This is a genomic window from Amycolatopsis vastitatis, assembly GCF_002234595.1.
GTDB lineage: Bacteria > Actinomycetota > Actinomycetes > Mycobacteriales > Pseudonocardiaceae > Amycolatopsis > Amycolatopsis vastitatis.
This window is the reverse complement of sequence record NZ_NMUL01000011.1, coordinates 94,687-102,491: the sequence shown is the minus strand read 5'-3', so window position 1 is coordinate 102,491 and position 7,805 is coordinate 94,687. Positions and strand designations below refer to the sequence as shown.

General features: G+C 67.0%; 5 protein-coding genes and 2 pseudogenes. 1 reads left to right on the top strand and 6 read right to left on the bottom strand.

What is annotated here, in order from left to right; genetic code table 11:
• The 4 genes and pseudogenes from CF165_RS52060 to CF165_RS14150 all read right to left on the bottom strand — a co-directional run.
• Positions 1–223, bottom strand: a pseudogene (locus CF165_RS52060) (hypothetical protein); the annotation flags it as partial.
• A 639-nt stretch (positions 224–862) separates the two neighbouring features.
• Complete coding sequence (locus CF165_RS14160; protein ID WP_093947962.1) at positions 863–1,501, bottom strand: hypothetical protein; 639 nt, start codon at positions 1,499–1,501, stop codon at positions 863–865.
• Positions 1,502–1,589: 88 nt separating this feature from the next.
• A protein-coding gene (locus CF165_RS14155; RefSeq protein ID WP_093947961.1) for an IS5 family transposase occupies positions 1,590–2,392 on the bottom strand; the annotation gives its coding sequence in 2 pieces (ribosomal slippage) (positions 1,590–2,056 and positions 2,056–2,392; 804 coding nt in all).
• Positions 2,393–2,743: 351 nt separating this feature from the next.
• On the bottom strand, positions 2,744–5,020 hold the full coding sequence (locus CF165_RS14150) for a tetratricopeptide repeat protein (RefSeq protein ID WP_093947960.1): 2,277 nt from the start codon (positions 5,018–5,020) through the stop codon (positions 2,744–2,746).
• Between the two features lie 125 nt (positions 5,021–5,145).
• On the opposite strand from CF165_RS14150, the gene CF165_RS14145 reads away from it, so the two are divergent.
• Entirely contained in the window at positions 5,146–5,604 is a 459-nt protein-coding gene (locus CF165_RS14145) for a DUF2690 domain-containing protein (RefSeq protein WP_093947959.1), read from the top strand.
• Between the two features lie 424 nt (positions 5,605–6,028).
• Here CF165_RS14145 and CF165_RS14140 read toward each other — a convergent pair.
• Together CF165_RS14140 and CF165_RS14135 are read right to left on the bottom strand one after the other, a co-directional pair.
• A pseudogene (locus tag CF165_RS14140) lies at positions 6,029–6,442 on the bottom strand (dual-specificity RNA methyltransferase RlmN); the annotation flags it as partial.
• An 84-nt stretch (positions 6,443–6,526) separates the two neighbouring features.
• Positions 6,527–7,024, bottom strand: a complete 498-nt coding sequence (locus CF165_RS14135) for a hypothetical protein (protein WP_093947958.1) — start codon at positions 7,022–7,024, stop codon at positions 6,527–6,529.
• Positions 7,025–7,805 lie beyond the last annotated feature (781 nt).

Below are 7,805 nucleotides of genomic sequence, written 5' to 3'. Positions count from 1 at the left end.
TGCCCGGCAGCCAGCCGAGAGCGGCAAAGACCGCGCGATCAGCCACGCGGCCCCGGCAGTCCACAGCAGCCAGCCCGTACACGGTGCTGCACGTGCGCGGCACCGGAACGACCGGCAGTGGCAACGTCCGGCGACCTGCCACCGGGCCAGAAGGTGCGCCCGTGGCATGACCGTCGTCAGGAAGAGCCGGAAGGACCAGCGGCTTGATCACGGCGCCGGTCACAACGACCACCCCGACCGAAGACGGCGGGATGGCCAGGAAAACGCTTGATCAGCGTGTTGAAGTGCGTTCAAGCACTGATACGTCAGATGTGGCAGGCTTGCCACGAAAGTGTGTCCGAGGGGGGACTTGAACCCCCATACGTGGGATATCTCCCGTGTTTGGGGAGATCATGCACTCACTGTAGCTCAGAGTTACTACACATGCATCCCAGGAATCGAGCCACCAACGGACAAGCGGACACCCCCGTGGGCGGGGCGTCAGGTGCGTCCCGGCAACTGACCTCGACGGCTCCAGCGACGAGTTGAACACGCTCCGGACAGCCGTTCTGCCCGACCGCAATCGTCGGGTCCGAAAGTGTCGCCCACCAGGCCATTGATCCGCCAATTCGTCGCCGAGATGCGCTCTACCTGGCTAGCGCGGCGGAGGCCGGGAGCGCCCCGAGCATGTCGATCAGGCCCGGTTGCCGAGCCTGGATCGGGCATCGGCGTCGCGCGCAGGCGAGCTGATCCTGCTGGCCGAGACGTTCACGTCGGCGGAGGCGCACGCTGGGACGTCGTCGGGCGGCTCGCGCCGGCCGACGAGTCGCACGCGACGGCGCAAAAGTCGCCTCGCGACTCACGACCGGGCACGTCTTCGCTATCACCGGCTTGTAGGCGCAGCAAGCACTGAACTGCTCGGCGCTGACTCCACACGAGTCCTCAGATGATCCTTGAGCTGATCCATCAGGTAGACGGCGTCGAAAACGGCGCGCTGTTGCATGGCCAGACACCAACGGAGTTCGAGTTCGTTCCAATCCTGGTCGCCTACCAGACTGATGACCTGCATCCATTCACCACCGCCGGTCTGGTAGTCGACCCAGCTGTAGCCGACCCTCGCCGTGTCGTGGACGGCCTTGTTCCTCGCCTTGATCGCTCTAGCGATGTCGTCGAGATCGGCGTCGTGGTACTCGTGGAGGAAATCAACGGGAATCAGCAACTTCCGGAGCTTGTTCAGCAACACACCAGCCGCGACGTCGACCTTGGAGTTCGGGTCGAGCATCCGGACCATGACGCCCAGGACAGCTTCGACCTCCGCGGCCTGCGTCATCACCAGGCCACGCAACCGATTCAGCTCGGCTTCGGCCCGTTCCTCGTCGGGACCTTCATCGTAAGGGTCCTCGGCCGTTGCGTCTGCGGAGCGGTATTCGCCGTCAAGTCTGTGCCAGGCGACGACACGCTCACCGAACCGTGGATGCTGCCGTTCGTGCTTCGAGAACTGGAACTCCGCAGGATCTCCCATGCCGGCCAGTATCGCGGGACCGATGTTCTCCGCGCCACACCTTTGCCAGCCCGGTTGGGACCGCCCGTACTCAGCTGCGGCTAAGAGGTCAGTTCAGAATGAGTTTGCGGAGGCAGATCACGGAGCCGGCCAGGCTAAGGATGCCTTGGTGCACGTCGGCTCGTCGTTCTGTGCGGATGCGCAGGCGGCGGAAGTTCTTGAGCCAGGCGAAGGTGCGTTCCACTGGCCAGCGGATGGTGCCGAGGCCGGAGCCGTGGTCGGTGCCGCGGCGGGCGATGAGCGGGCTGATGCCATGAGCGCGGACCAGGCGGCGGTACTTGTCGTGGTTGTAGCCGCGGTCGGCGTAGAGCCGGCGCGGCAGCTGGAGTGGCTTGCCGACTACGCCTCGGATCGGCGGAATGGCGTCGAGCAGCGGGATCAGCTGCGTGACGTCATTGCGGTGGCCGCCGGTCAGTGTGACGGCGAGCGGGATGCCGGCGGCGCCGGTGATCAGGTGGTGCTTCGAGCCAAGCTTGCGGCGGTCGACCGGGCTGGGCCCGGTGTGGTCCCCCCTTTGAGGGCACGCAGGTGAGTGGAGTCGACCAGCGCGGCCGACAGGTCCAGCATCCCGGCAGCGCGCAGCTCGGCGAGCAGGCGTTCGTGCAGCTGCTGCCAGACGCCGGCCTCGTGCCATTCGGTCAGCCGCCGCCAGCAGGTGGCCCCGGAAGCGCCGAACAACGCGGTCGGCAGGCGGTTCCAGCCGATGCCGGTACCGATGACGTACAGAATGCCTTTCAGCGCGGCGCGGTCATCGGCACGCTTGCGGCCCGGATAGCGGAACCGCCGCGGATGCACCGGAAGGAGTGGCTCCAGCCGCTCCCACAGCTGATCGGTCAGAACCTCCTCACGCATACCAACATTCTGGAAACCCTGGCAGCGCACACAAGACGACACGCCGACTCATTCTGAACTGACCTCCAAGCCCTCAACCGAAGTCAGCGCCACCTCGGGGAGGGCATCCGTAGACGGGAACCAAATTCGGACGACGCCGGAGACGTCCGTCTCTCTGCGCGAGGTGCGCGCTTCGCGGCCGGCTGGGAGGCACCGTTCCGGCCCGGCTCGACCAGCCGTGGTGCGGAGCGACGGGCGTTGATCGCGTCGATCGTGGACAGCATGGGCGCCTCGTTTCTGTGTCAGGAGCCGTCAGAACGTGGCGGTGCGTGGCCGCCTCGAGACGTCACCCGGTCAGCGACCGGTACCGGATCAAGGCGCCCCTTGCGCCAACCGTGCATCCACCTGGGCATATTCGGCCGTGCGAGCTTGGGAACGCAGCAAATCGGCCGCCGCCTGCCAAGTCTTGCGCGCGCGGTCGGGTTGCTCCAGCGCGGCGTAGGCGTCACCCAGCTGGACCAGATTTGTCGCCTCGGCGTAGCTGTGGCCTGCTTTCCGGCACAAGTCGACAGCTTGCCGGAAGTGCTCACGCGCCTCGGTGTGTTGCCCCAAGGACTGCGAGACGTACCCGAGCGTGTGCAGGGCATCTATCTGCCCGTACTCGTCGCCCAGGCTGCGATGCGCGGTCAGCGCGGATTCAGACGCCGCCACCGCCTGCTTGTGCTGACCAAGGCGAGCATGATCCCAGCCCACCTTGGTCAGCAACCTGGCTTCCCACGTGGGATCCCCCAGATCGCGAAAGAGCCGTAGCGCGCGGGTCGAGTGCAGCAACGCGAGTTCGTCATCGCCGCCGAGTTCGAACACCCATCCCATCGAATAGTGGACATGAGCCTGTCCGTAGCGGTCTTCGGTCTGCTCCGTGTACGCCAATGCCCGGCGCAAGTGCTCGACCGCCTCGGCTGTATAGCCTGCCCGGGCCAACGCACGGCCGAAATATCGCTCGGCGACGGCGATCGCGGCAGGCTCCGCGAGGCGGCCGGCGGACTCGAGCGCTCGCCCCCAGCACGAAACGTTGCTCAGCAGGTGACCCTGGCGGTAGTGGAAACTGTCGAACGTCCAAGCCAGCTGCCAGGTCAGATCGTGCCAGCCGCGACTCTGGGCCAGACACTGTGCGGCCAGCAGGTTCCGATGTTCGGTGGTGAACCAGGTCTGCGCGTCGTTCCGGTCCGTGATCAGCAGAGCGCGATCCGGCCCCGACAAGGCGATCTGCTGCATCTGCGGATCCAGCAGGTCGTCGGCGCGATCGGCGGTATGCAGGTAGAAGCAGATCAGGCGGTACAGCGCAGCGGCGGTGTCCATCCGATCGCCGAACTCCTGCGCATAGGCCCGGACCAGGTCGTGCATCCGGTACCGCCCTGGCAGGTGCTGTTGCACGAGATGGCTGCGGTCCAGCTCGTCGAGCAGCACCTGGATCCGCTCGACGGGCGAGTCCATGAGCGCGGCCGCTGCCGGAAGGCCGATGTCGACACCGGGTGTCAGGCTCAGCAGGGTGAGCAACGTGGCCGCCTCGGCGCTCTGGTCGTCGTAGGACCACGAGAACACCGCCCGCAGGTTGACCGCCAGCTCGCCGGCGTCCAGCGTATTCAGGCGCGAAGACGCCGCCATCAGGTCGCTGCTCATCGTGGCAAGCGGGAAGCTCGGATGAGCCGCCACACGGGCGGCGATGATGACCAGCGCCAGCGGAAGTCCTCCGCAGTGTTCGAGCAGCTGCTCCGCCGCCGCGGCCTCGGTGCTCACCCGCGTGCTCCCGATGTGCCGCCCCAGCAGCACGCGTGCCTGCTCCGGGTCGAGCGCGTCGAGCACGATGGGCACCGTCTCGTGATTGGCGATCAGGTTGCTGAGCCGGTTGCGGCTGGTGACCAGCACGACGCACGAACGGTCTCCGGGCAGCAGGGGCTCAACCGTGGCCGAGTCGCGTACGTTGTCGAGAAGGATCAGCAGGCGTTTGCCTGCCACGCTGCTGCGCAGCAGGTTGAACAGCGACTGCTGATCAGTCTGCAGCGAGCGCAGGTCGACGTCGAGGGCGTCAAGCAGGCACCTCGCGGCGTCGCCTGCGGACAGCGGGGCGCCCGTCGGACCGAATCCACGCATGTCCACATACAGCTGGCCATCGGGGAAGTCGTCAACGTTCTCTTGAGCCCACCGAAGGGCAAGACTGGTCTTGCCCGTACCGGCCAACCCGGTGATCAAGAAGATCGACGAGACGGCGGTATCGATCAGACCGAGTTCCACGTCCCGATTGGTGAACAACCTCGAGGCGAGTGGCAGCTGGCAAGGCGACCGACGCACGTCACCACCGATCCGGCCTGCCGCCTCTTCATAGGCCGAACGCCAGTGCGCCAACGCCAGCATGTCCTGCGGCAGTTTCAGCCCCAGCAGCTTGGCGTGATGCAGGCAGGCCCGCACGAACGATTCCACCGTCGGCCATCGAGGCAGGCGGCTTCCGGAAACCAGATCGTGGGCCGTCGAGGTCGGAAGGTGACGTCCCAGCAGCGCGGCGTGCCTGTGCAGGATCTCCAACGCCGGCTCACCGGCAGCAGTCCTCAGACTTCTCAGCTGCGCCCGCAACCCCGGGATCGGATCCTTCATCGCCCAGCCTCCGTCCTGCCGAGCTCGGCCGTTCCATCCGATTTCCGATCCGCTGGACCGGACGGAACCGGACGAGCGACCCCGGATGGTGGGGAGACCCGAAACTCCCGACGGAAGGCCTCCCGATGTCTCGACGCTCTCTTGCCATCCTCGCCGCACTCGCCATGTCGCTGGTACCTGCAACCGTGGCACAGGCGGCGCCCGCACACGTCGAAGTCACTTGCTCCGGATACGGCTGTGACCACCTGGACCCGGTGGCGACCGGCTGCAGCGCCGGATCCACCACCGTCGCGAGCGCCGCCATCGGCAGCGTCGGCACCGTCGAACTCCGCTGGTCACCCACCTGCCAGACCAACTGGTCGCGGGTCACCGTCGCCGCCGGCGGCGCCAACCCCAGCAGCTTCTGGCGGTACGCCGACATCTACCGGCAGAGCCCGGCATCCCACGACTACTTCGACTTCAACGGCAACGGCAGCCCCGTCTACGGGAACATGCTCTACGCACCCGGCTGCGCCTGGGCGTCGGGCACGATCCAGTATTCGGGCGGCTGGAGCACCGGCACAGCAGTTCAGCCTGGCTGCTGAACAACCGGCTCCCGCGAGTCGCGGCCACTGTACCGGCCGCGACCCGCCTCGGGTGAACTACCGGCCGACCTTGCGATCAGCCCGCTCGACCACAGCCCGGAAGTAGTTCGGAGCGTTGGACGCCACACAGCAGATCCGGGCCATGCGCCCAGCTGGCGACGGTCAGACTCGCCGGTTCACTCTCGCCGACCTGATCCGCTGTGGTATCTGCGACCGCCGGCTGCACCCTGTGGCTCGGCTCCACCTGGTGGCTGCTCGTCCGCGACGCCGGCCGGACACCCGTCTGCCCGGTCGCGGTCACCGCGCCGTCGTAGGACCGCGTGTGTTGGTCCGGCCGGACCTGGCGCTGTTCAGCGCTGTCGCCGGGACCGGACTGCTGATGTTGGAATGGCCAGGGCTGGCGTCGGGCCTTGCTGTGGACGCTCTGGCCCGTCGCGCAGAACGGCCACGGCATGCCGCAGTCCGCCTGGCTCGAGATGCACAGCGTCGCGCGGTCCGGGTAGCGCATCAGGACGCTCTCCAGCAGCGTGCCGTCGTGGGCCCGCCACAGCGTCTTGCGCGTCGCGCCGTCGTCGGCCGCCAGCGCGCGGACCTCGGTCAGCAACGTCGGCATCAGGTCGGCGACCAGCCGGTCCCGCGAAGCCGCCGGGATGTCGGTCATCTCCGCCGGGTCCACCGTCAGGCGCGAGAAGTAGTGGTTCGACAGCTGCTTCGCGCGGAACGGCTTCTCCCCCAGCTCGACCACGGCGGCGGCGCGCTCGGCCACCGAGAGGTCGGCGAGGTGGCGCGGCGGCAGGCCACGCTTGGGGGCGTCGAAGACGAGCGGGAGCGCAGTCACAACCGGACCAGTCCTCCACGCGCCCGGAACCGCCGACCCGGCCGCCTGTACGTGTGTAGGCCAGGTCACGAACCTGTCGAGCCTTTACATCCCACGCGACCGGAAGAAGGCGTCTTCAGCAGCCGCGAACTGATCGATTTCGCTACGCTGCTCGGTCCCGATGCGCTCATGGAGCCAATGGTCGAGGTTGCCGGCCCGGCGCGCGTAGGCACCGAGGAGTTCGCCGATGTCGACCACGTCGCTTGGCAGCTCGGCAAGCCAGGTGATGATCTCGGTGTTCCAGTCTGTCCAGTTCAGCAAGGCGTCGCACGGGAGCACGATCGCGACGGTGGCCGAACCGGCGCTGATGGTCTCTGTGCTCGAGACGATCGGCAGCTGAGCATGCGCGAGTTCGTTGCGCATCTTTTGCAGGAAGGCTGCGGTGACGTCGCTGGCGAACAACTCGGTGACTCGTTCGCTGTACTCGGTGGCGATCGGAGAGCCGGCCTCGAAGTTGTGCTTGATGAACCGGCGGAGTTGCGCGACACGCGTCGCCACCGCGGCGAGCACGTTGTGCAACAGCCGTTGGCTCTCGTCGAGCACCTGGTCGAGAACGTCGGCGTTAGCGACATCTCTGACCGGCGGGCGGCTCCCCTGCCATTGCAGCAGCCCCTTCCACCACCCTCCCACCGGATGGCATCGCGGGCCTGGGTGGCCTTTCCTCTGGCGGTGGACTCGCCGACATGTCCTCGCCGAGGAGCACGCATGGCGTCTGGATACGCCGGGCGGCAAGGCTGCGGGCTGGAAGACACACCCGCTAACCGATCAACCGGCCGAGATGGCGGCGCCACGGCTGGCAGTGTTGTACCGATCGCTGCGGAAAGCTCTAGAGGACGGCAAGGACGAGGCCGGTGCGGGCGACTTTTACTACGGAGAGATGGAAGCCCGCCGGCACGCTGGTTCGAGGCGCGACAAGATCGTCCTCGGCTTGTACTGGCTGGTTTCTGGCTATGGTCAGCGCGCTCTGCGCGCTGTTGCGGGCCTCGCTGCACTCGTGACGGTCCTCACCGTGCTACTGCTGGGCTGGGGTCTGCCCGCCGACAGTCCTCCACAACTGGCCACCGGAACGCTCTCTGCGGCGCCAGCTCGTGCACCGCAGTCTGTCACCTTGCAGCTGAGTGATACCCCTGTCGCTCTACCGCCACCAGCGCAGCGCTGGACGGCAGCCCGAGCTGAGAAAGCAGTCCAACTGGCATTGGGGTCAGTGGTGTTCCGGGACGCTGGCCAAAAGCTCACTCCCACCGGCACGTGGACGACCATGGCTGGACGATTCCTTGGCCCGCTCCTTCTCGCCCTGGCGGTGCTGGCCGTCCGCGCCCGAGTC

Excerpts from the sequence above, each read along its gene's own strand:
- CF165_RS14160 (WP_093947962.1), bottom strand. The coding sequence starts at position 1,501 with ATGGGAGATCCTGCGGAGTTCCAGTTCTCGAAGCACGAACGGCAGCAT.
- CF165_RS14150 (WP_093947960.1), bottom strand. The coding sequence starts at position 5,020 with ATGAAGGATCCGATCCCGGGGTTGCGGGCGCAGCTGAGAAGTCTGAGG.
- CF165_RS14145 (WP_093947959.1), top strand. The coding sequence starts at position 5,146 with ATGTCTCGACGCTCTCTTGCCATCCTCGCCGCACTCGCCATGTCGCTG.